We start from the raw sequence: 23719 nt of genomic DNA, 5'->3' as shown, positions 1-23719 counted from the left end.
CGCCATGGCTTCATGGCTTTGAGATAGTGCCTATGCTAAGCTTACAAACGGTGGTTGATGGAGTGCGAATTGCCAGCGAACCAAGCGTGCAATTGCCCGCAGCGTTGGCCAATTTACCAATAACGAGTGCTTGCATCGATTCGCGCGAAGCTGTCGATGATGGTTTGTTTGTGGCCTTGCAAGGCGAACGAGTGGATGGCCACGAGTTTATTGCTGCTGTCGCGGCGCGGGGCGTTCGTGCAGCTTTGGTGCAACGTGGACGTTTGGCTGATCCAACCCAGTTGGGTTTGGATCGGCCTTTTGTTGAGCTTGACCCCGATTTGGGCCAACTTCCCAGCGCTGCGCCAGCCAATGCAATTTTTTTGATTAGCGTTGATCAGCCGTTGCTGGCATTGCAACGCTTGGCAACCCGCCATCGGCAGCAACGCGATTTGGTGGTGGTTGGCATTACTGGCAGCGTTGGCAAAACCTCGACCAAAGAGGTGCTGGCGGCCATGCTTGCGCCAACCATGCGCACTCACAAAAGCCCTCGCTCCTACAACAGCGAAAATACTTTGCCCTTGGTGGTGCTTGGCATTGAGCCAAAACATCAGATTGCAGTGCTCGAAATGGGCATCTACAACAAAGGCGATTTGGCACTGCTCACAACGATTGCCCAGCCCCAAATTGGCATCGTAACCAATGTTGGTTTATCGCACTTGGAGCGCATGCACACGATTGAAAATGTGGCCGAGGCCAAAAGCGAATTGGTGCAAGCCTTGCCAGAAGATGGTTGGGCGATTCTCAACTACGATGATCAACGGGTGTTGGCGATGCGCAATCGTACCAAAGCCCAAGTTTTTACCTATGGGCTAGACCCGCAGGCCGATTTGTGGGCCGATAACATCGAAAGTCGTGGCTTGGATGGCATTGGCTTTGATGCGCATTATCGTGGCGAAAAATGGCATATCAAATTGCCCTTGATTGGCTTGCACAGCGTGCATACGGCCTTGGCGGCAGCAGCGGTTGGCATTGTGCTTGGGCTTTCGTGGGATTCGCTGATTCAAGGTTTGCGCAGCAGCGCCCAATTGCGCTTGCTCTCGTATCCGGCGGTTGGCGGCGCAACCCTGATTGACGACACCTACAATGCTTCGCCAGTTTCGTGTATTGCAGCGTTGAATCTCTTGGCCGAGTTGCAAGGCCGCCGCATTGCCGTGTTTGGTGATATGGCCGAGCTTGGGCCGCAAGATGAAATTGGCCATCGTTCGGTTGGCGTGCGGGCCGCCGATGTGGTCGATGAATTATATGTTGTGGGCGAAAAAGCCCATTGGATTGGCAAAGGAGCCATTGAATCAGGGCTGGCAGCAGCGCATGTGCATGTGCTGCCCGACAAAGCTACGGTGATTGCGGCGTTGCAATCAACCCTCCAAGCGAACGATTACGTCCTTGTCAAAGGATCGCGTGCTGCCGCTATGGAAGATGTTGCGAATGCTTTGCAAGTTAGGCCGGAGGCTAAGGCGTGAATAACGAACAGGTCGTCGTCGAACTTCAGCGAGCGCTGGTGCTCAAACTGGCTGAAGCGTTGTTACTGGCTGGGGCCGCTTTTGTCTTGACTTTAGTCCTTGGTCGCTGGTGGATTCGCTGGCTCAAGGCGCACAATATTGGTAAGGCAATTCGGGTTGATGGCCCGCAAAGCCATATGATCAAAATTGGCACGCCAACCATGGGCGGAGTCATGATCATTGCCTCAGTTGTAATTATCACAGTGATTTTCAATTTGGTTAATCGCTGGTCGATGCTTTTACCGTTGGCGGCGCTGGTTGGCTATGGCATTCTTGGCGCGTTCGATGATTATCTTTCGTTGACCAAAGTGCGCTCCAAAACCTTTGGCCTGACCGAACGCTTCAAAATGGTTTGGCTGGTGATGATTGCCTTTTTGGCTTCGCTGGCCTTGTATCTGCCCAAGCCGTTTGGTTTGGCCAATGGCGGCGATGTGGTTGTGCCGTTTGTCGGCGTAATCGATATTGGTTACTGGTACATTCCGATTGCCACCTTTTTGATTGTGGCAATGGCCAATGCGGTCAATTTTTCTGATGGTATGGATGGCTTGGCGGGCTGGACATCGGCGATTGCCTTTGCTGCCTTTGGCGTAATTGCCTTTGTTTATCGCTTTGATTACTTGGTGACCTACTCGTTTACGGTTTCGGGCGCGTGCGTGGCCTTCTTGTGGTTCAACGCCCATCCGGCGCAAGTGTTTATGGGCGATACTGGCTCGTTGGCCTTGGGCGCAACCTTGGCGATTGTGGCGCTGATTTCCAAAGCCTGGCTGTTGCTACCAATCGTTGGGGTGATTTATGTGCTCGAAGCTGCTTCGGTGGTAATTCAGCGCTACTATTTCAAATATACGCGGATTACGACTGGCACTGGCAAGCGGGTTTTCAAAATGACCCCAATCCACCATCACTTCGAGTTAACTGGTTGGTCGGAGATGCAAGTTGTCCAGCGTTTTGTGATGATTGGGATTATTGCAGCGATGATTGGCATTTCGTTGGCCTTAAACCCAGCCTTGCCGCAGCAAGTCAGCACCAGCTCAACCCAACCGATAATTCCCGATAATCCTTTTACCACGACCGACGATCCGACCGCCACGCCGTACCCATCGCCGTTGGAAAATTAGGCCACGGCTGATTGATTCGGTTTGATTGAATCGCAGGGCATTTAGCAAAGTAAGGCATGGCATGCTCGATTTACGCAACAAACGAATAACCGTGATGGGTTTGGGTGTTCATGGTGGCGGCTTAGGAGTCACGCGCTTTTTGCTTGAGCAAGGTGCACATGTGATTGTGACCGATCTGCGCAGCGCCGAAGTTTTGCAGCCATCCTTAGCAGCCTTGGCGGACTTGCCTGTTGAGTTTGTGTTGGGCGAACATCGCGACCAAGATTTTGAGCTGGTTGATATGGTGATTCGCAACCCAGGCGTGCCGCGTGAATCGCGCTATTTGCAATTGGCCCGCGCTGCTGGCGTGGCGATTGAAATGGAGATGACGCTGTTCTTTCGGCTTTGTCCAGCGCCGATTATTGGCATCACGGGAACCAAGGGCAAAACCACCACCACCACCCTAACTGGGGCGATGTTGCGTGAGGTTTACCCCGATACGGTGGTCGCTGGCAACTTGCGGGTTTCGGCCCTGGAGCAATTGCCCCGCATCAGCGCCCAAACGCCGGTGGTGCTTGAGCTATCGTCGTGGCAGTTGGAAGGGCTGGGCGAGGCCGGATTAAGCCCAGAGTATGCTTGTGTCACCAATTTGTCACCTGACCATCTCGACCGCTATGGCTCGATGGCCGATTATGGATTAGCCAAACAGCAAATTTTTCTGTATCAAAACCCTGATGATGTGGTGGTGCTGCCCAAGCACGATTTGATTGTCAATACTTGGGCGAACGAAGCACCAGGGCGGGTGGTTTGGTTTGATGGCAACGAAGGCTGGCCAATGGGGCAATTGCAAGGCCAACACAACGCCTTGAATATTGCCGCCGCTGCTGCCTTGGCCCAAGCCTATGGTATTCCCGATGCAGCGATTCGCACGGCAATCGAGCACTTTGCTGGGGTTGAGCATCGCATGGAGTTGGTGCGCGAAATCAATGGCGTACGCTTGATCAACGACACGGCGGCGACCACGCCAACCGCTGCCGCCGCTGCACTCAATTCGATGACCAGCCCAGTGATTTTGATTGCTGGCGGGGCCGATAAAAAGCTGGCTTGGAATCCGTTGGTTGAAGCAATTCAGCAATCGAGCCACTTAAAACAGCTGATTATTTTGGATGGCACTGGTTCGCCGGCGCTGTCTGCGGCGCTTGGCAGCGAGCAAGAGCGCTATCAAGCGTTTGAGCAAGCAATTCGGGCAGCTTTTAGCTTGGCTGAAACAGGCGATACAATTTTGCTCTCGCCTGGGGCGGCGAGCTTTGGGATGTTTCGCAACGAATTCCATCGTGGCGAAGAATTCCGACGAATTGTCGGGCTATTGGCGGAAGGTTAAAAATTATTTAGGAAAATTGGGCTATAGCCAAAATTAACGAAACCAGCCACGATAGTGAAGGTTCTGCAATTGAGGTTATTGCCAAACGCCTAAGTTCTTGTTTCGTCGCTATTGAGTTCGATTGCTACAATTGGCTCAGAAATTGGCAAACTATGCAAGATCCCTATTCAGGTTATGAGCCTGAGCGTGTTGAATATTCTCCCAGCCAGCCTGTAATGGTGCAACTCCCGAGTGCGCCAGTACGGGCTACGTGGGTGTTTATGGCGATCAACGTCATCATGTTTGTGGTCTGTATTCTCAAAGGCATGAGCGTGATGGGCAGCAGCGAAAACGATGCGCTGGTGCTGATCGAATTAGGCGCTAAATGGTCGCCGTTGATGGATATTGGCGGCGAGTGGTGGCGCTTGCTGACCGCAACCGTGCTGCATGGTGGGCTGGTGCATATTGGCTTCAATATGTATGCCCTGTATGCGCTTGGCCCAACCGTTGAGCGTTTTTATGGCAGCCTGCTGTTTAGCGTAATTTACCTAATCGCTGGAATTGGCGGGGCTTGGGCTTCGTATACATTTGGCGATCTGCGCGGGCCTTCGATTGGCGCATCGGGCGCAATCTTCGGCCTGATTGGCTGTTTGATTGGCTTCTTCCTGACCGCCCGCAGCGTGCTGGGCGATTTTGCTCGCCAAAACTTGCGCCAAATGGTTGGCACGGCGGCAATTAACCTGATCATAGGCTTATCGCTCTCATCGGTGATTGATAACTACGCCCACATCGGTGGCATGGTGATGGGTTTGGCGCTGGGCTATGCTTTGGCTCCACGCTTGGCCTATATTGCCGATTGGTTTAAGCCGCGCATTGAGGCCCGAGCGCCTGCGCCAATTCGTTGGCTGAGTGTGGTTGCTGCCTTAATCTTTGTGGTTGGTGCAACCTGGTTTGTGCATACCCAGCGCATGGCTGATAGTAGCAGCAGAGCGCTGCTGGAAAATTTCTATCAAGCATGGATACAGAGTGCCCGTTAGACGGTTGGAGGTCGGCATGAACGATCGAGTTCCGCGAAAACCTGATGGAATGTTGCTAGCCCTTGTGGTCGGCCTAGTTGCGTTTGGGCTAGTGATGGTCTATAGCTCATCGTTCTATGTGGCCTATGCCGAGTACGATTCTTCGGTCTATTGGGTTTTGCGCCAAACCATGTGGGCAATTGCTGGCATTGTGGCAATGGTTGTGACAATGCGCTTCGATTATCGCAAGTTACGGCGTTTTTCGTTGCCCTTGATGGCGCTGACGCTCTTTTTGCTGTTGTTGGTGTTGCTGTTGCCCGAACATATTACCAAGGTCAACGGTGCCAGCCGCTGGATTAATATTGGGCCAATCGGGATGCAGCCAAGCGAGGTTGCCAAGTTTGCGGCAATTATTTATTTTGCCGACTGGCTTTCGCGGCGTGGCTCGAAAATTCGCCAATTTGTGACTGGGCTGTTGCCATTTGGGATTATGCTTGGGCTATTGGCGGGCTTGGTGCTGTTGCAACCAAATATGAGTACCACGATTGTGATTGTGGTGATCAGTGCCGCGATTTTGTTTACCTCTGGGGCCAGCTTGACCCACTTAGGAATTGCCGCCAGCATTACCACGCTGGTTGGCTGGACGGCAATTCAATCGGCGGGTTATCGTGCCTTGCGGGTGTTGGTTTGGCAAGATCCCTTCAGCTATCCCCGCGACGGTGGCTACCAACCAATTCACGCCTTGTATGCGCTTGGCTCTGGTGGCTGGACTGGTGTTGGCTTGGGCCAAAGCCGCCAGAAATTTTTCTGGTTGCCCTTTGCCCATACCGATGCAATTTATGCGGTGATTGGCGAAGAATTGGGCATTATTGGCGCAGGCTTGGTGCTGGCAGCATTTATTGTGCTGGCGGTGCGTGGCTTCCGCATTGCCTCGCGCTCGCTCGACCCATTTGGCGCACTGATTGCAGTTGGCGTGACGACATGGCTCGTCGTTCAAGCGCTGATTAATATTGCCGTGGTAACCACCGTAATTCCGTTTACCGGCATTACACTGCCATTTATTTCCTATGGTGGTTCATCGTTGATGATGACCATGATTGCGGCGGGCTTGCTGCTGAGTGTTACCCGTTATGCGCCGTTGAAACGGGCTGAGGAACAAACCAATGAACTCTCCATCCCCACAATTGGCCAACTCCGACCACGAGTGGTCGCCGCTGCTGATGCTGTGCGGCGGTGGCACGGGCGGCCACGTGTATCCGGCTTTGGCCGTAGCCAGCGCCCTGAAGAAGCTCAGCGAGCAAGCAGCTTCGCCATCGGCAATTCCCTCGGCGGCACATGGCGCAAACCAGCAGACGAATCCAAGCGACTCATCGCTTGGCGCAAGCCCAAACAACGCAAAACCTTGGTCAGCCAGCCAATCAACGGCAGTACTGCCCGCGAACGGATCGAGCAGCGCCGGCGTAATCAACGCCAACGTTAAGCCGCAACTGCGCTATATTGGCTCAGTTGATGGCATGGAAGGCGATTTGGTCAAGCGCGAGAGCACAATTCCGTTTGTTGGCTTGCCAGCTGCAGCTATGCGTGGACGCAACCCAATTCAGATGCTGAAAAATGCTGGAGTCTTGATCAAAGGCGTGCTGGCTGCCCGTAGTTTGTTGCGTCGCGAACGGCCAGCAGCAATTTTGGGCACTGGCGGCTATGTGTGTGTGCCGCTGTTTGTGGCGGCGGCGCTTGAACGTGTGCCAACGTTGCTCTATTTGCCCGATATTGTGCCTGGTTGGGCGGGACGGGTGTTGGCGCGTTTAGCTACCCGCATTGCTGTAACCTTTGATGATTCCAAGCGCTATTTGCCAGCGCACAAGGTGGTCGAAACTGGCTATCCGGTGCGCGGTGAGGTGTTTAATCAAGATAAAGCCGCTTGTCGGGCGCTATTTGGCCTGAATGATCAACTGCCAGTGCTCTTGGTTTATGGTGGCAGCAGGGGCGCACGCTCGATTAATCAGGCTGTTGCCGCGCTCTTAAGCGATCTGTTAGAATTAGCGCAGGTCGTGCATGTTTGCGGACGGAATGGTGATGAAACATGGTTGCGTGAGGCGCAGGCCAAGCTCAGCCCTGAACGTGCCAGCCGTTATCATCTTTACCCATATCTGCATGCCGATGCTGAACGCTCAATGAGCGCGGCATTTGGCGCAGCAGATTTTGCGTTAAGTCGGGCTGGCGCTTCGACGATGGCCGAACTACCCGCCGCAGGCATTGGTTCGATTTTGGTGCCTTTGACGATGGTGAAGCAAGAATACAACGCTGCTGCCCTAGCCGACCGTGGCGCAGCAATTAGCATTCCCGATGAGGCAATGCTAGGCTCTGGAGAGCCAACCCAAGGCCGTTTGTGGCGCGAACTCTCGGCAGTGCTGAGTAGCCCTGAGCGTTTACAAACGATGGCGCAACGCAGTGCCAGCCTTGCCCAACCAGACGCAGGGGCGCGGCTTGCCAGCGAATGGCTGGCGCTTGCCCGAGGAGGCTAAAGCGTATGTCGTTTCGAGTGATCCTCTTGCAACAATCGATCCAGTTTAGCTTTTTGCAGCTGTTGATGCTTGTGATTTTTCCAATCGCAGGCTTCTTTGGCTGGCGGCGCGGCTGGAAGGAAGAGGCCATTACCACGGTCGGGCTCATTTTCTCATTGGTGTTGTTTGCCAACCCAACGGTTGCCGAAAACATGGCTGGGCTGCTGAATCGGATTATCAATGCCTTTGCGGTGTTTATTAATGCGTTGTTTGGCGGCGAAAGCGGCGAACGCTCACCCTTTATCGATAGCGAGAATTTTGAGAATTTTCGGGCAATTTCGTTTATCATCGGGGTCATTCTTTCGTATGTGATTGGCTCGGCGATTGGCAGTCGCGATGAAGTAAGTCGCGGTGGACGGGTTATTGGGGTCGGCGTAGGCGTGTTGAATTCGTATATTGTGCTTTCACGCTTGCTCGATTTTTGGATTGCCTACGACAAAGAGGGCGCTAATTTGCCCTTTGATGAGGGCGTTGGCATCACCGTCTCGTCAATTTCGCAGCAAAATGCCCTCAAGGACAATTTGCCAACCATCTTTGCCTTGCTCTTTTTGGTCGTGTTGATTGTAACGTTCTTCCGACTACCCCGAATGCGGGAGTAACAAGGAGAGCATAGAGCAAAGAACATAGAACATAGCAACGTTTATTCATCGATTATGCTCTATGCTCTATGTTCTATGTTCTGAAAAATGCTTGGGGACGCTGGGAATCGTCGATCTCAGCGTTTCTGCTGTTTTTATCTGGCTTTTTTAAGGAGTCGCTGGTGCATACGCACATTGTTGGAATTGGTGGTTCAGGGATGAGTTCGATTGCGACGATCCTCGTGGAGCGTGGCGATCAGGTTTCAGGCTGCGATCGCGCTGCCAATGCTGCAACTAAGCGCCTTGCCGACCACGGCGTGCAGATTGAAATTGGCCATGATCCAAGCCATATCGACGGCATCGATCGCCTGCTGGTTACCTCGGCCTTGCCACTCGACCACGTTGAGCTGGTGGCCGCCCGCCAAGCAGCAATTCCGGTGCTAACCCGTCACGATCTTTGGCGCGAATGGAGTGCTGAGCGCCCAACCTTGGCGATTACAGGAACCCATGGCAAAACCACCACTACTGCAATGTTGGCAGTTATTTTTAAGCATGCTGGCTATACACCAGGCTTTTTGATTGGAGCCGAAGTGCCAGCTTTGGGAGCCAGCGCCGCTTGGGGTCAAGGGCCGTTGGTGCTTGAAGCCGATGAATATGCGCGCACCTTTTTGGCGCTTGACCCAACGATTGGCATTATTACCAATCTCGATTGGGATCATGTTGATATTTATCCCAGCCAAGCTTCGTATGATGCGGCCTTTCTTGAGTTTGCCACCAAGCCAAGCCTGCAAACCTTGGTGCTCTGCGGCGATGATGCTGGCACGCAACGAGTGCTGGCCGATGTTGCAGCGATTCGCTGTGGGTTGGCTGAGCACAACGCTTGGCGGGCAACGGCGGTTCAAGCAACGCCCGATGGCATGCTTTTTGATCTAATTAGCCCTGTGTCCGAGCCAATCGCTGTCCAACTGGGAGTTGCTGGGCTGCATAATGTGCAAAATGCCTTGTTAGCTTTAGCTGCGGCTCATGCCTATGGGGTGGATCTCGCGGCAGCGGTCGCGGCAATTGGCCACTATCAAGGGGCGGCGCGGCGCTTCGAGCCAAAAGGCCAAGTTGGCAATGTACGGGTATTTGATGATTATGCCCATCATCCTGCAGAAATTCGGGCGACCCTTGCAGCAGCCCGAGCACGTTTCCCTGAGCAACGGATTGTGGCCTATTTTCAGCCGCACACCTTCAGCCGCCTAGAAGCGTTTTTGGCTGAATTTCAGACAGCTTTTGAGCAAGCTGATTTGGTGCGCATTGGCGCGGTGTATGGGGCACGCGAAACTGGCAAGGGCGATCCAACGGCGCAGATTGTGGCTGGCATGCAGCATCCAAATGCGCTAGCAGTCGGCGATTTGAACCAAGCCTTTGAACAATTATTCCACGATGTGCAGGCTGGCGATGTAGTGTTGACCTTGGGAGCTGGCGATGGAGTTTCGGTTGGCGAGCGGTTGGTGGCGGCGCTGAGGTGATTCGATGATTGCTGATGCTGCGTATCGCCAATTTCATCGTGATGCAGCAGATCGGTTGCGTCAACTTTACGCCGAGCAAATTGGTCGGCCTGAAGGCTTGGATGGAATTATGGCATGGCATTTAGCATTGGCCTGCGAATGGCCCGACGCAATCAACGCGGCACTTGATCAGGCTGAAAGCGTTATTGCTCAACATAATATCGCCGATGCTCGGGTTTGGTGCGAGCGGGCTTTGGATTATCTGAGCCGCTTGGCCGAGGAGCAACGAGCCAATTTTGCCCTGCGCGCCTATAGCTTGGCCTGGACGGTACTCGATTGGGCGGGCAATCACGACGATGCTTTGTATTATGCGCAGCAGCTGTTGACCTTGGCCCGCGCCGCTCAATCGGTGCAGATTGAAGGCGGTTCGTTGGTGGCTTTGGGTCGCTCGCAACGAGCATTACGTGATTTTGCTAACGCCGAGCAAACGCTCAAACGCGCGCTCGATTTGGCCCGCACAACCAACAATCTGCCGCTTGAAGCAGAAGCGTTGTTGCACCTTGGCAAAACCGAGCAACTGCAAGGCCGCCATACCGAGGCAATTCACCTGTATAACGCCGCCCAAGCACGCGGAGCGGTGATTGACGATCGGCTAACAATCGCTAAAATTATCACAAGTATTGGCGATGTCTATCGTTTGATTGGCTCAGGCCAACAGGCCGCCGATTATTACACCCGCGCCTTGGAAATCGAGGAGCATCTGCCTGGCACGTTGGGTGTGGCGATTGTGCACGAGAAATTGGCGCTTTCGTATCTCGAATTAAACGATTTGGATCAAGCGCTGCGTTGCCAAGCAGAAAGTCTGATGCTGCGCGAAAAGTTGCACGATGCTGTGGGTACGGCTCGCGCCTACACCGTGATGGGTGTTATTCACCATGCCCGCGGCGATTATCAGACCGCAGTTGACTCGTTTCTCAAAGCCTTGCAATACGAGGATCGTCGCTCGCAAGGGGTTGGCCAAATTATGCTGCATAATCGTTTGGGCGATGCCTACCGAGCGCAAGCAGATTATGGCTCGGCGAGCACCAGCTACAATGTTGCGCTGACCAATGCCCAGCAATTGGGCGATACGGTTGGAATTGCCTTGGCCAGTGAGCGTTTGGGCGATTTGGCCTACGAATGGAATGATCGTCACGACGCGGGCAAACATTGGCATACTGCCTTTTTGTTGCGCCAAGGGCTTGGCCATTACGATGAACAAAAGCGCTTGCGTGAACGCTTGCGCACTTTAGGAATGCAGGTTTAAGCATGATCGACCTTCGCGAAAACGAGCCACTTGCCCCCTACACCGCTTGGCGGATTGGTGGCCCAGCGCGTTATTTTGTTAATGTAACCAGCCCTGAGCAACAAATTGAGGCTGTGCAATGGGCCGAACGCCAGCAAGTGCCAATTTTTATGCTTGGTGGCGGCTCGAATATGCTGATGAGCGATGCAGGCTGGAATGGCTTGGTCATTCGCAATCGCGCAACTGGCTTTGAACTGCAAGAGCATGGTGATCAACTGACGATTCATGTGCAAGCTGGCGCGCCGACTGCTGGCACGGTACGCCGTTTGGCGGCGCAGGGTATTGCTGGCCTTGAATGGGCCGAAGGCTTGCCTGGCACAATCGGCGGGGCAATTTATGGCAATGCTGGCTGCTATGGCGGCGAAACTGCCAAACACCTGCAATCGGCCCGCCTCTTAATGCCCGATAATCAAATTGTCGAGTGGTCGGCGGCAGATTTTCAGTTCGATTATCGCACTAGCCAACTCAAGCGACTGGCAGCCAATCGGCCAACCACGCGCATTCCGTATGTGCTTGATGCTGTGCTCACTGCTTGGCGCGACGATCCAACGCGCATTGCCAGCACAATGGCCGAGATTGCCGAAGGTCGCAAGCAACGCACGCCTGCTGGCTCATCGTGTGGCTCGGTGTTTAAAAACCCAGCCAACACCACCGCAGGCCGCTTGATCGATGCTGCTGGCTTGAAAGGCTTTCGTATGGGCGCGGCCCAAATTGCCGAAAAACATGCTAACTATATTTTGAATCTTGGCGGGGCAACGGCGAGCGATATTTTGCGCGTGGCCGAGTATGCCCAAACTGAAGTATTAAAACAATTTGGCATCGAACTTGAATTAGAAGTTCGCGTGATCTCCAGTGAGGATCAATCGTTATGACAAAACGGCGGGTTGGAATTGTCTTTGGCGGTAAATCGGGTGAGCACGAAGTGTCGTTGAAATCGGCGCGGGCGGTGATGAATGCGCTTGATCCTGCAAAATATACGGTTGTGCCAATTGGCATCAGCCGCAACGGCCAATGGCTCAGCGGCGGCGATCCATTGTTGGCTTTGGAGCAACAGGCCGACCAAAAGATGCTTGGGCGTGCACCCCAAGCAGGCTTGGTCAGCGAAACTGCAATTGTGCAAAGTGCTGGCAGCTTGCCCGAACAAACCAATATGGCCGCGCTCGATGTGATTATTCCGGTGTTGCATGGCCCGTTTGGCGAGGATGGCACGATTCAAGGTGTGTTTGAATTAGCTAATCTACCTTACGTTGGCTGTGGCGTATTGGCGGCCTCAGTGGGCATGGATAAAGGCTTGATGAAATCGGCCTTTGCAGCTGCTGGTTTGCCCCAAGTGCCGTGGCAACTGGTCTTGCGCCGTGATTGGCAACAACAGCCCGAAGCGGTCTACGAGCAGCTAGAAGCTGCTTTGCACTATCCAATGTTCGTTAAGCCAGCCAACCTGGGCAGCAGCGTTGGCATTAGCAAAGTTAGCAATCGGGCCGAACTGGCGGCTGGTATGGCCGAGGCTGCTGGCTACGATCGGCGGATTGTGGTTGAGCAAGGCATCAATGCCCGTGAAATCGAAGTTGCGATTTTGGGCAACGATGATCCAGCGCCTTCAGTGCCAGGCGAAGTGCTGCCAGCCAACGATTTTTACGATTACGCCGACAAATACCTTGAAGGCCAAACCCAATTTGCAATTCCGGCGGAGCTTGATGCTGCGACTAGCGAGCAATTGCGGGCCATGGCCGTGACCGCCTTCAAAGCAATTGATGGTGCTGGTTTGGCGCGGGTCGATTTCTTTGTTGAGCGCGAAACTGGCGCAATCTATATCAACGAAATTAATACCTTCCCGGGCTTTACGGCGATGAGCCAATATCCCAAATTGTGGGAAGCCACGGGAGTCAGCTATAGCGAATTGCTTGATCGTTTGATCGACTTGGCAATTGAGCGCTACCACGAGCGAGGCAGATGAGTAATCCACGTCGGACAGGCCGCATGATCAGTCGCAAGCCACGCGGGCGCACTGCGCTTGGGGTGCGTACCAGCACGCCGATGGTGCGGCCAACCGCGCGCACGATTCTGCGCAGTATGCTCATGAACGGCAAATTATTGGCTTTGTTTTTATTGCTGGCGAGCATTGGCTGCTTGATTTTTGTCTTTCGTTCGCCAGCCTTTGTGGTTGGCAACTTAGAGATCGAAGGCAATCGCTCAGTCGATGCGACCACAATTAGCCAATTGGCCGACCTGCAAGGCCGCTCGATTTGGGATATTGATCCGGCGGCGGTGGCTGCGCGGATTGGCCAAAATCCCTATGTTGCTACTGCCACGGTGCAACTGCGAATACCGGCGCGGGTCTTGGTGCGAGTGCAAGAGCGGCAGGCAGCGGTTGTATGGAATGTTGGCGGCACCAATTACGAAGTGACTGCTGGCGGCGAAGTGTTGGGCTTGGCTACCTCGATAACCACTGCAACCTTAATTATTTACGATACCCGCACGATTCCAATTTCGGCGGGCAGCTATATTGACACCGATGCCTTGAATTTGGCCCAAACCCTGTATCTGCGTATACCCAAAGAGCTTGGTTGGCAACCGACGCGCTACGAGTGGGACCCATACTACGGGCTTTCGGTTTACAATGACACCAAGCAAGCTGTGTTTGGGCGTTTGGCAGGCGAACCGATTAGCCTTGATCGCAAACTTGCAACGTTGCAACAAGTGCAAACCAGCGATACAGCGTGGATATTTATTGATTTACGACCGGAAAAACCCTACTATCGACCGCAGGCGACTCCAACGCCAACGGAAGGGTCGCAATAAGGAGCACATGGGTGGAGCAGCGACAAGCTATGTGGATTCCGCTGGCGGGGCTGGGAGTTGGGGTGGCGATTGGGCTTGTTTCCGGCCTAACGATTCCCTCGCAATTTGCCCGTTACACAGCGGTGGCAGTTTTATCGGCGCTTGATTCGATTGTTGGCGCAACCAGGGCCACAATCGAAAAACGCTATCGGAATCGGATTTTTATCTCGGGATTAATTGGCAACACTGTGTTGGCGGTTGTGCTGGCGTTTCTTGGCGAACGCTTAGGCATCGACCTCTATTTGGCGGCAGTGGTGGCCTTTGGTGTCCGTTTGTTTGAAAATGCCAGTCGCATTCGCCAACATCTGGTTGGCTAGGCGCAAAGAGCCAGAACCAAGGCGAAGCTCCGCTTGATGGATGCACTTTTTTGCAATGTCGCGCTCTCATCATTCGTTATTTCGAGCAACCCGACATTGATCATTGTTCTAGCCTTGATGAACCAGCTTCTTCTGCGACCTAGTGTAGGTTGTTGACGCAATGCAGCGTGGTTGCAAAGCGATCTGCTATCTCGTATAATCGCCAGCAACCCTGCTTGACAGGCAACATTTTAGCCTAACACAAGGGGTTTTCCATGAATCGCACCATTGTCGGTATTGATGTCGGTACAACCAAAATCTGTACTTTGGTTGCTGAAGTTCACGATACAGGCAAAGTCAATATTTTAGGGGTGGGCCTCACGCCTTCCAAAGGGCTTGATCGCGGCGTTGTCGTCAATATCGATGAAGCTGTGAGCGCGATTGCAACCTCGGTCGAAAAGGCCGAGCGCCTTTCTGGCTACCGCATTGGCACTGCCTTCGTGGGGATTGCAGGGCGGCATATTTCCTCAGTCAACAGTCGTGGGGTTGTTGCGATCTCACGCCCAGACCACGAAATTTCGCGTACTGATGTGGCGCGGGCAGTCGAAGCAGCCCAAGCGATTGCCATCCCCACCCAACGCGAAGTCATCCACGTTATTCCACGCGCCTATATCGTCGATGGCCATGAAGGCATTCGCGACCCAGTTGGCATGGCTGGCTATCGGCTTGAAGTTGAAACGCATATTGTCACTGGCGAAGTGATGGCGATTCAAAACTTAATCAAGAGCGTTGAACGGGCTGGGGTTGGCATCGACGACCTTGTGCTGCAACCCTTGGCTTCGGGCGAGGCCGTGCTCAGCGAAGAAGATAAAAGCCGTGGGGTTGTGCTGGTTGATATTGGCGGCGGCACGACCGATATTGCAATTTTTATTGGCGGCGGCATTTGGCATACCGTCGTATTGCCGATTGGTGGCGCGCATTTCACCAACGATTTGGTCTATGTATTGCACACCCCGCATAACACCGCTGAATATCTTAAACTACGCTATGGTAAAGTGAGCGATATTGAAAGCCATGATCCTGACGAGGATTTGATTGATACTGATGGCTTCTCACCAGGTGAACATCAACAAGTTTCGCGGCTTGAACTTAACGAAATTCTGCAAGCTCGCGCCGAACAACTGATCGACATGATTGGCAATGAAATCCGTCGTTCTGGCTATGAAGGCCTGTTGCCTGCGGGAATTGTTCTGACAGGTGGCTCGGCTCAATTGCCTGGCTTAGATGAGATGGCTCGCCAACTTTTAGGCATGCCAGTGCGAATTGGCATCCCAACGAATTTGACTGGATTAGCTGAAGCAATTGATGCACCACCCTATGCCACGGCTGTGGGGCTTGTCCGTTGGGGCTTGCGTCATGGAATGGGCAGCGTTGGCGGCCACACTGCGAGCCAACCAGCAACAACCAACTGGAAACAAACCTACGACCGCTTCAAAATGTGGTTACGGGAGTTTTTACCCTAAACCGGCATCTGGCTACAGTCGATCCACGCCATTGCTGAGCTTTGGTGCTGATCTGGAGGCAACTTAACTATGGATTTCAATAACAACTTAATTGAAAATTTCGCCCAAATCAAAGTGATTGGGGTTGGTGGCGGCGGCTCGAATGCAGTTGATCGCATGGTCGAATCGGGCCTGCAAGGGGTCGAATTTATTACGGTCAACACCGATGCTCAAGCCTTGATTCACTCGCCTGCGACGATTCGTGTGCGGATCGGCGATAAATTGACCCGTGGGCTTGGCTCTGGCGGCAACCCGGTGATTGGCCAAAAAGCTGCTGAAGAAACCCACGATGAGCTGCACGATGTGTTGCGTGGCTCGGACATGGTGTTCATCACTGCTGGCATGGGCGGCGGCACTGGCACTGGTGCTTCGCCAGTAATTGCAGCGATTGCCCAAGAAATTGGCGCTTTGACAGTTGGGGTTGTAACCCGACCTTTCTTATTTGAAGGCAACCATCGCCGCAAAGTTGCCGAATCGGGGATTGACCAACTTAAGCCAACCGTTGATGCCTTGATTGTGGTGCCAAACGATCGCTTGCTGCAAATTGCTTCGAAAAACACCAAAATGAACGAAGCCTTCCGCATGGCTGACGATGTGCTGCGCCAAGGTATTCAAGGGATCTCCGATTTGATTACCAGCCGCGGTTTGATTAACCTCGACTTTGCCGACGTAAAAACGATTATGTCGCAACAAGGCACAGCCTTGATGGCGATTGGCCATGGCATTGGCGATAATCGCATGATCGATGCAGCCAATATGGCCATCTCATCGCCGTTGCTCGAAATTTCGATCGACGGAGCCAAGGGCGTGCTGTTCAACGTGACTGGTGGCGAAGATTTGGGCTTGCTAGAAGTCAACGAAGCTGCTGAGATCATTTCGAAGGCTGCTGACCCCGATGCGAATATTATTTTCGGGGCACGAATTGACCCCAACTTGCCAGCTGATGAAGTGAAAATCACGATTATTGCGACGGGCTTTGACCAAGCGCGGCCCCAAGGCAACAATCGCTCACGTTCCTATCCATCGGCGCAAAGCCAACCAAGCCAACCACAATCAAACTATCAACAACCAACCCAACAACAACCAGTACGGCCAGCGCCGCAACCGCAACAACCCCAACGGCCTACGCCGCCAACCTCGTTTGGTAGCAACGACGATTTAGATATTCCACCATTCTTGCGCAACCGCGAGCGCCGCAAGTAACGATGGTTGCTCGCTCTAGTGCGGTAGTACTACCCCGCTGGAGCGAGCAAACTGCCCAAATTGAGCGTGAATATTTTCAGATAACTACCTAGGTCGTTGGGCAAACTGCCCAAAGCTTAGGCAAAAAGTACTACAAATTTTGACATCAGCTTTTTAATCGTTATAATGAAGCTCTGAATACAGATCACATCGTGTACTACCTAGAGGATCCCCCAAAATCCATTAGCAAGGATGTGGTCGCGTACCAACCATGTTGGCCCTGTGTCCCTCTGATACAGGAACGTTCGATTCTAGGAATCGGCTTTTGAACTCATTGATGTAGGAGGCAAGAATGCTTCGATCAAAGCGCCAATTGATGAGCTTTGCGCTCATGTTGGTCCTTGTTGTTCCGGTCTTGGCTGCTTGTGGCGGCGAGGCAACTCCAACCACAGCTCCAGCAACGACAGTCCCTGCAACCGCAACTACAGATAGCGCAGCAGCAGCTACCACTGAACCAACCGCTGCTGCAACCGAAACGGATGCAACTGTTGAACCAACTGCTGAAGCTGAAGCAACTGCAGAACCAACCGCTGGCACCGGCACCACTGGTGAAGGCCCTGGCACCGACCCAGAAAAAACCATCATCATTGGTATGACCCAATCGCCAGACACCTTGTTCGGCATTGAATCACAATCAAGCGCCACCACCCAAGTGTTGTCAGCGATTCAACCAGCTTGTTTCACCACCTTGAACTATGAATACCAACCAGTTTGTTTCACCGCTTTGCCAAGCTTCGAAAATGGCGATGCAGTGACCCAAACCGTTTCGGTTGACAGCAGCTACGAAGGCAACATCGTCATCAACGACGAGTTGATCACCGACACCGCTAGCTTGACCGAAGCCCTTGAACTGGAACAAGTTGTTGTAACTTGGACCTTGATCGATGGCTTGACTTGGGAAGATGGCACCGCCATCACCGCTGCTGACTTCGTGTTTGCTGCTGAATTGTACCAAGATCCAGGCATCAAGAACGCTAGCCGCTTTGTACTTGATCGTACCCAAAAATACGAAGCCAAGGACGAAAAAACCTTGGTATGGTACGCAGCTCCTGGTTACACCGATGCAACCTACTTCTTGAACACCTTTGGGCCTGAACCAAAGCACGTTTTGGAAGGTGAAGACCCAGCAACCATTGGTGGTAGCGACTACGCTAGCAAGCCATTGGCTTACGGTCCATACAAGATTGCAGAAAACACCCCACAAGAAAGCACCAAGTTGGTTGCTAACGAAACCTACTGGAAAAAAGGCTACCCAATCATTGGTAATGTTACCTTCAAGTATCTGACCAGTGAAGATCAAGTCTTGCAACAATTGGAAAGCGGCGAAATTGACGTCGTTGGTTCAATTGGTTTGACCTTGGCTAACGCTCCTAAGCTCGACGAACTCGAAGCTGCTGGCACGCTCAAAGGTCAATATGTTCCAGCAACCGTGTGGGAACACATGGACTTCGGCGTAGAACGCAATGATGGCCAACCATCAATCTTCGCTGATGTTAAATTGCGCCAAGCTGTTGCTTTCGCAATCAACCGCAAGCAAATCATCGATAACGTCTTGTTCGGCAAGACCGTTGTCATGAACACCTTCTTGCCAGCCGATCACTGGGCTTACCCACCAAACGGCGAAGGCTTGGAACCATACGAATACGATGTTGAAAAAGCTAAGGCTCTCTTGACCGAAGCTGGTTGGACCGCTGGCGCTGATGGCATTCTTGAAAAAGATGGTGCTAAGCTCACGATCCAATTCTTCACCACCGAAAACAACCAAACCCGCGAAGCCGTTGCTCAATTGATCCAAGAAGACTTGAAAGCTGTCGGTATCGATGTTCAATTGAACTTCGTACCAGCAACCGATGTCTTGTTCAAGAACGGCGCAGAAGGTATCTTGGCTGGCCGCCGCTTTGACTTGGGCTTGTACGCTTGGGTCAGTGGCCCAGAGCCATCGACCGCTCTGTACCTCTGTGATCAAATTCCAACCGAAGCAAACAGCTACGGTGGTCAAAACAACACCGGCTGGTGTAGCCCTGAATACGATGCATCTGCATTGGCTTCACAAGCTGAAACCGACCGCGCCAAGCGCATTCCTTTGGTCATCGAAGCTCAAAAAGTCTTCAATGCCGAATTGCCAACCTTCCCATTGTACCAACGCGTCAATGTTGGTGCATACAACGTCAAGGTTAGCGGCTTGGACTTGAACCCAACCAGCCAAGTTGACTTCTGGAACATCGAAACCTGGGATATTACCAAGTAATTGGTTTGCTCCCCATTACGGAGCTGCGTGCTTGCACGTGGCTCCGTAGTCGATCCCTCGCCTTCCCACAGCTTTTTGTGAGCACCATAAACAGTTAAATCAAGACAATGTTGTCACGCCCGGATATGAACCACCAGACAGTGATTGTCGTGCTTGTGTGGTTTTTTTTGTAATGCGAGATAAATGGTACAATAGGCCAGTTTTCCAAACCTAAAAAATTCAATGCACTTTTTTTGAACGTAATTTGCCGTAACAGAGTGTACTAGTTAAGAACCATTTATCTTGTCGGCAATTAACCATTTCAAGCATCTTTAGAGGTACCGCATGACTGTATATCTCATTCGGCGCTTGTTTCAAGCGATTCTCGTTCTCCTGTTCTCATCGGCAGTGATCTACTCGCTGTTTGCCTTGGCTCCTGGTGGCCCCCTTGATGAGTTACGCCAAAATACTGACCCTAAGAGCCGTCCGAGTGAGGCGGATATTCAGCGCCAAGCAAAATTGCTCGGGGCTGATAAACCATGGTACTTGTGGTATCCCACGTGGCTTGCTGGCGATACGTGGCTCGATAAAGTTGGCCTTGAACAATATGTCGGCGAGCGCAAAGGGATTTTACGCTGGGATTGGGGTACGTCATGGAAGTTCCAGCGCAATGCTCCCGTCTTAGACATTATTAAAGATAAACTTCCCGATACACTCTGGCTGATGATTACCTCAACGATCATTTCATTGGTCTTGGGGATTCCGCTTGGGGTCTTCTCGGCAGTGCGCCAATATTCGTTCTTTGATTATATTTTGACCACATTTAGCTTTATCGGCTTATCATTGCCTTCCTTCTGGTTTGGGCTTTTGATTATTGCGGTATCGCTGTGGTTTAAACGCAATGGCTGGTTCTATTTCCCTGCTGGCGATATTTTGGCCTTGCGCAACTATGAAGTGCCTGTTCTCGGTACGGTTGTCGCTGGCTCGTTCCTCGATCGGGTCATGCACTTGGTGATGCCGGTTACCGTGCTTTCGATGCTCAACTTGGCCAACTGGAGCCGCTTTATGCGCGCCAGTATGCTCGAAGTGCTCAGCCAAGATTATGTGCGGACTGCCCGCGCTAAAGGGGTCAAGGAACGGGTCGTGATCTATAAGCACGCCTTCCGCAATGCGTTGATTCCCTTGATTACAATCATCGTATTTGCGATTCCTGGGGTGTTTGGCGGTGCGTTGTTTACCGAAACGGTGTTCAACTACAAGGCGCTCGGTTTTACCTTTATTAGCGCCCTCAACCTCAAAGATTATCCCTTGGCAATGGCCTTCTTGCTGATCTCATCGATCTTGCTGGTGTTTGCTACCTTGCTGGCTGATGTGCTCTATACCATTGTTGACCCACGAATTCGACTTGACTAGTTGAGGCTCGTAGTTTTCGATTGGTTTAGCGACCCTTGTGAAAGGAAAATCCATGGCTGTTTCAACAACTCAAGTCGAGGCCCGTGAGGCAAAAAAAGAAGAATATGAGCGCCCGTGGCTTGAGATTCTCAAACGCTTTTCACGCCACCGCTTTGCGGTTGCAAGCGTGGTGGTTTTGTTTTTGATGATTTTGGCAGTGACCTTTGGGCCATTGTTTATGCCATTTGGCGAAACTGATACCGCCGTTACCAAAAAGGATCAACCACCAGGTACCGAATATGTCGTCCCTAAAAATCTTTACTATAATAGTATTGGTGGTGAGATTCGAACTGCCGCCGGCACGACCCTTACCTTCTGGCTTGGCTCAGATGGGATTGGCCGCGATTTGCTGACCCGTTTGCTGTATGCAGGCCGCGTATCGCTGTACATTGCGGTTGCGGTTACCTTGCTCAGCGAATTGATCGGGATTATTATTGGCGTGATGAGTGGCTACTTTGGTGGGATTGTCGATGCCTTTGCAATGCGCTTTGTCGACTTCCTCAATACCTTGCCATTGCTGCCAATTCTGCTGATTATCTCGACAATTCTTGAGCCAACGGTCAATCTGCTGATTTTGATCTTGGTGTTCTTTAGTTGGACTGGTGGCGCACGCTTGATGCGCGGCCAAATCTTGAGCTTACGCGAGCAAGAATATGTTTCTGCTTCGCGGGCCTTAGGTGCTTCCAACTTGCGGATTATGTTCCGCCACCTTGTACCAAACGCCTTGGCTCCCAACATCGTTAATGCCTCGTTGGCCTTGAGCGGTGTGATGATTACCGAAGCAGCATTGAGCTTCTTAGGCTTCGGGGTCAAGTTGCCAGCTGCTTCATGGGGCAATATGCTCAAAGGTGTCAACACCACGATTCTGGAAAAATATACGTGGCAAGCCTTCTTCCCGGGGCTGGCGATCTTTATTTGTTCATTGTGCTTCAATTTTATTGGCGATGGCTTGCGCGACGCTCTTGACCCACGCGCCAAACGCTAACCTGTAATTCTTGCTAGATAGGGGCATGCTTGTGGCTCAATCCGATGTTTTGTTGAAACTCAAGGGTGTCAAAACCTACTTTTTCACCGATGAAGGCACTGTCCATGCCGTCGATGGCCTCGATTTTCAGGTGCGTCGTGGCGAAACCTTAGGCATTGTCGGTGAATCAGGGTGTGGCAAAAGCGTAACCTCCATGTCGATCTTACGCTTGCTGGGCAAAACTGGTAAAGTCATCGAAGGCGAAATCATGTTCGATGGCGAAAATTTGCTCGACTTGAGTGAAGAAGAAATGCGCAAAATCCGTGGTAATCGGATTTCAATGATTTTTCAACAGCCAACGACCTGTCTGAATCCTGTTTTCCGCATTGGCGAACAGATTATCGAGGCCTTGCAAATTCACCAAGGGCTTTCTGGCGAGGAAGGCAATAAACGCACGATTGAGCTTCTGACCTTAGTTGGTTTGCCCGACCCCGTGCGTCGGATGCGCTCGTTCCCCCACGAAATTTCAGGCGGTCAGGCCCAACGGGTGATGATCGCCATGGCCTTGGCATGTAACCCAGAGTTGTTGATTGCTGACGAACCAACCACCGCACTTGACGTAACGATTCAAGCCCAAATCTTGGATCTGATGCGCGAGTTGCGCGAAAAAGTCAATACCGCAATTATTTTGATTACCCACGATTTAGGGGTTGTGGCCGAAATGGCCGAAAATGTGATGGTTATGTATGCAGGCAGGGCTGTCGAATACGCCCCTGTCCATGCCTTGTTTGAAGCACCCAAACACCCCTATACCCAAGGCTTGATCGCTTCAACCCCGGTTTTGGGCAATGTGCGTGACGAATTAGAAACAATTCCTGGCCAAGTTCCCAGCTTGTTGAACCCGCCAGCTGGTTGTCGTTTTGCTTCACGCTGTGCTCATCGCATGGATCAATGTACCCAAGAAGAACCCCCGTTGATCAAGCTCGAAGGTGATCGACTGGTACGTTGCTGGTTGTACTAGAAGAGGTTTTACATGACTGTTTCCAACAGTACCAGTGAGCATTTGCTTGAGGTACGCAATCTCAAGAAATATTTTCCAATTAAAGGTGGCTTGATGCGGCGCACTGTCGCTCAAGTCAAGGCCCTTGATGGCGTTAGTTTCAGCATTAAAAAAGGCGAAACGCTGGGCTTGGTGGGTGAATCAGGCTGTGGCAAAACGACCACTGGTCGGACGGTCTTGCGCTTGATTCCGCCTTCTGCTGGCGAAGTGCTGTTCGAAGGCCAAGATGTGCTTAAGGCAAGCGCTGGCCGGATGCGCGCCCTCCGTCGCGATATGCAAATTGTGTTTCAAGACCCGTATGCCTCGCTCAACCCGCGGATTCCGGTGGGCCACAGTATTGCCGAGGGCTTGAAAATTCATAATATTGGCACGCCCAGAGAGCGGCTTGACCAAGTTGCCCAGGTGCTAGAACGAGTCGGCTTGAATTCAGGCCACATGCGCCGCTTTCCCCACGAGTTTTCTGGCGGCCAACGCCAACGGATCGGGATTGCCCGCGCCTTGGTGATGCAGCCCAAACTGATCGTCTGCGATGAGCCAGTTTCGGCCTTGGACGTGTCGATTCAAGCCCAAGTGCTCAACTTATTGAACGACTTGCAAAAAGATTTGGGTCTGACCTATCTGTTTATCGCCCACAACTTAAGCGTTGTCGAGCATATCAGCAATCGAGTGGGTGTGATGTATTTGGGGCGCATGGTCGAGCTGGCAAGCCGCGATCAACTCTTCAGCAAGCCAATGCACCCCTATACCAAAGCCTTGATGTCGGCAATTCCCTTGCCCGACCCAACCATCAAGCGCGACCGCATTATCTTGGAAGGCGACGTTCCAAGCCCGGTTAATCCACCAAGCGGCTGTCGCTTCCACCCACGCTGCTGGCTGGCACAAGATATTTGTAAACACGACGACCCAGCCTTTGAGGAAAAAGAGCCAGGCCACTTTGTTGCTTGTCACTTTGCTCAGGGTTAAACAACTTGTTGGGATCAAGCATCAGAACCGAGGCGGCTTTGCTACCTCGGTTCGTTGTTTAACTAGCTAAAGATCTGATGAGAAACCCCATTTATCCAGCAAATATGGCTTGGCTGCATTCGACAAA

At 52.4% G+C, this 23719-nt stretch carries 19 protein-coding genes and 1 pseudogene; all 20 read left to right on the top strand.

The genetic code is table 11. The annotated features are described in order from the left end of the window. Window positions 1-32 precede the first annotated feature (32 nt). The 20 genes and pseudogenes from C5S61_RS08505 (at window position 33) to C5S61_RS08410 (ending at window position 23592) form a co-directional block, all read left to right on the top strand. Window positions 33-1502, top strand: a complete 1470-nt coding sequence (locus tag C5S61_RS08505; protein ID WP_110514641.1) for a UDP-N-acetylmuramoyl-tripeptide--D-alanyl-D-alanine ligase — start codon at window positions 33-35, stop codon at window positions 1500-1502. Next, window positions 1499-2656: a phospho-N-acetylmuramoyl-pentapeptide-transferase gene (mraY, locus tag C5S61_RS08500; RefSeq protein ID WP_110514640.1), complete on the top strand. Its 1158-nt coding sequence runs from the start codon at window positions 1499-1501 to the stop codon at window positions 2654-2656. The genes C5S61_RS08505 and mraY overlap by 4 nt, the downstream gene beginning before the upstream one ends. A 61-nt stretch (window positions 2657-2717) precedes the next feature. Beyond that, window positions 2718-4016 (top strand): UDP-N-acetylmuramoyl-L-alanine--D-glutamate ligase, encoded by a 1299-nt coding sequence (murD, locus tag C5S61_RS08495; protein ID WP_110514639.1) that lies wholly within the window; start codon window positions 2718-2720, stop codon window positions 4014-4016. Window positions 4017-4231: 215 nt separating this feature from the next. Then, window positions 4232-5032 carry a rhomboid family intramembrane serine protease gene (locus tag C5S61_RS08490; RefSeq protein ID WP_164689292.1) on the top strand — a complete coding sequence of 267 codons (801 nt, stop codon included), beginning with the start codon at window positions 4232-4234 and terminating at the stop codon, window positions 5030-5032. A 16-nt stretch (window positions 5033-5048) separates the two neighbouring features. Beyond that, a pseudogene (gene ftsW, locus C5S61_RS08485) lies at window positions 5049-6131 on the top strand (putative lipid II flippase FtsW); the annotation flags it as partial. Window positions 6132-6174: 43 nt separating this feature from the next. Beyond that, complete coding sequence (locus tag C5S61_RS08480) at window positions 6175-7533, top strand: UDP-N-acetylglucosamine--N-acetylmuramyl-(pentapeptide) pyrophosphoryl-undecaprenol N-acetylglucosamine transferase (RefSeq protein WP_369128087.1); 1359 nt, start codon at window positions 6175-6177, stop codon at window positions 7531-7533. Between the two features lie 5 nt (window positions 7534-7538). After that, the gene (locus tag C5S61_RS08475) at window positions 7539-8171 is read left to right on the top strand and encodes a hypothetical protein (protein WP_110514635.1); all 633 of its coding nucleotides are present in this window, start codon (window positions 7539-7541) and stop codon (window positions 8169-8171) included. Between the two features lie 161 nt (window positions 8172-8332). Next, entirely contained in the window at window positions 8333-9664 is a 1332-nt protein-coding gene (gene murC, locus C5S61_RS08470) for a UDP-N-acetylmuramate--L-alanine ligase (protein ID WP_110514634.1), read from the top strand. Window positions 9665-9668: 4 nt separating this feature from the next. Next, complete coding sequence (locus tag C5S61_RS08465) at window positions 9669-10949, top strand: tetratricopeptide repeat protein (protein WP_110514633.1); 1281 nt, start codon at window positions 9669-9671, stop codon at window positions 10947-10949. Window positions 10950-10951: 2 nt separating this feature from the next. Next, window positions 10952-11860 carry a UDP-N-acetylmuramate dehydrogenase gene (gene murB / locus C5S61_RS08460; protein WP_110514632.1) on the top strand — a complete coding sequence of 303 codons (909 nt, stop codon included), beginning with the start codon at window positions 10952-10954 and terminating at the stop codon, window positions 11858-11860. Continuing rightward, window positions 11857-12942 carry a D-alanine--D-alanine ligase gene (locus C5S61_RS08455; protein WP_110514631.1) on the top strand — a complete coding sequence of 362 codons (1086 nt, stop codon included), beginning with the start codon at window positions 11857-11859 and terminating at the stop codon, window positions 12940-12942. The genes murB and C5S61_RS08455 overlap by 4 nt, the downstream gene beginning before the upstream one ends. Next, window positions 12939-13787, top strand: coding sequence for a cell division protein FtsQ/DivIB (locus C5S61_RS08450; RefSeq protein ID WP_110514630.1), 849 nt, complete (start codon window positions 12939-12941; stop codon window positions 13785-13787). The genes C5S61_RS08455 and C5S61_RS08450 overlap by 4 nt, the downstream gene beginning before the upstream one ends. A gap of 11 nt (window positions 13788-13798) precedes the next feature. Then, the gene (locus C5S61_RS08445) at window positions 13799-14143 is read left to right on the top strand and encodes a small basic family protein (RefSeq protein WP_201783493.1); all 345 of its coding nucleotides are present in this window, start codon (window positions 13799-13801) and stop codon (window positions 14141-14143) included. Window positions 14144-14397: 254 nt separating this feature from the next. Next, on the top strand, window positions 14398-15645 hold the full coding sequence (ftsA, locus tag C5S61_RS08440; protein ID WP_110514629.1) for a cell division protein FtsA: 1248 nt from the start codon (window positions 14398-14400) through the stop codon (window positions 15643-15645). Between the two features lie 69 nt (window positions 15646-15714). Next, the gene (gene ftsZ, locus C5S61_RS08435; protein ID WP_110514628.1) at window positions 15715-16887 is read left to right on the top strand and encodes a cell division protein FtsZ; all 1173 of its coding nucleotides are present in this window, start codon (window positions 15715-15717) and stop codon (window positions 16885-16887) included. 331 nt (window positions 16888-17218) lie between these two features. Then, the gene (locus C5S61_RS08430) at window positions 17219-19174 is read left to right on the top strand and encodes a peptide ABC transporter substrate-binding protein (protein WP_110514627.1); all 1956 of its coding nucleotides are present in this window, start codon (window positions 17219-17221) and stop codon (window positions 19172-19174) included. A gap of 324 nt (window positions 19175-19498) precedes the next feature. Then, a complete protein-coding gene (locus C5S61_RS08425) occupies window positions 19499-20566 on the top strand; it encodes an ABC transporter permease (protein ID WP_110514626.1) in 1068 nt (355 codons plus the stop codon). A 52-nt stretch (window positions 20567-20618) separates the two neighbouring features. Next, window positions 20619-21590: an ABC transporter permease gene (locus tag C5S61_RS08420; protein ID WP_110514625.1), complete on the top strand. Its 972-nt coding sequence runs from the start codon at window positions 20619-20621 to the stop codon at window positions 21588-21590. A 25-nt stretch (window positions 21591-21615) separates the two neighbouring features. Further along, window positions 21616-22590, top strand: a complete 975-nt coding sequence (locus tag C5S61_RS08415; RefSeq protein WP_164689291.1) for an ABC transporter ATP-binding protein — start codon at window positions 21616-21618, stop codon at window positions 22588-22590. Between the two features lie 12 nt (window positions 22591-22602). Next, window positions 22603-23592, top strand: coding sequence for an ABC transporter ATP-binding protein (locus C5S61_RS08410; RefSeq protein ID WP_110514624.1), 990 nt, complete (start codon window positions 22603-22605; stop codon window positions 23590-23592). Window positions 23593-23719 lie beyond the last annotated feature (127 nt).

Origin of the sequence: Herpetosiphon llansteffanensis, from assembly GCF_003205875.1 — a bacterium.
Classification (GTDB): domain Bacteria; phylum Chloroflexota; class Chloroflexia; order Chloroflexales; family Herpetosiphonaceae; genus Herpetosiphon; species Herpetosiphon llansteffanensis.
Note: the sequence above shows the minus strand (reverse complement) of the source record. Positions and strands in the feature narration are given on the sequence as shown.